1 protein-coding gene is annotated in these 367 nt (G+C 65.3%); it reads right to left on the reverse strand.

Going from position 1 to position 367, the window contains the following annotated elements:
* Positions 1-367: 2-dehydropantoate 2-reductase N-terminal domain-containing protein (locus tag AC1EJR_RS27375; protein ID WP_477147865.1), on the reverse strand; the 367-nt coding region annotated here is incomplete at both ends.

The raw sequence follows: 367 nt of genomic DNA on the forward strand, positions 1-367 counted from the left end.
GTGTGCCCACAGGGACTGTGGACTTGTCCACCACCACCTTGAGGCCGGTCATGTGGCGGCCGATATTGCGCGCGGCGGCCAGCACGTATTGCAGGTCCGCCGAGCCATCCTCGTCCGGCGGCGTGCCCACGGCGATGAACTGGACGTCGGCGTGCTCCACGCTGGCGGCCACATCGGTCGAGAAGGTCAGGCGGCCGGCGGCGCGGTTGCGCTCGATCAATTCCTTGAGACCCGGCTCATAGATCGGCACGCCGCCCGCGTTGAGCATGGCGATTTTGCGTTCGTCCACATCGAGACAGAACACCGAATTGCCGAGTTCCGCCAGACAGGCGCCGGTGACMAGGCCGACATAGCCGCTACCGATAAT

The organism is Cupriavidus sp. 05T42 (assembly GCF_056396345.1).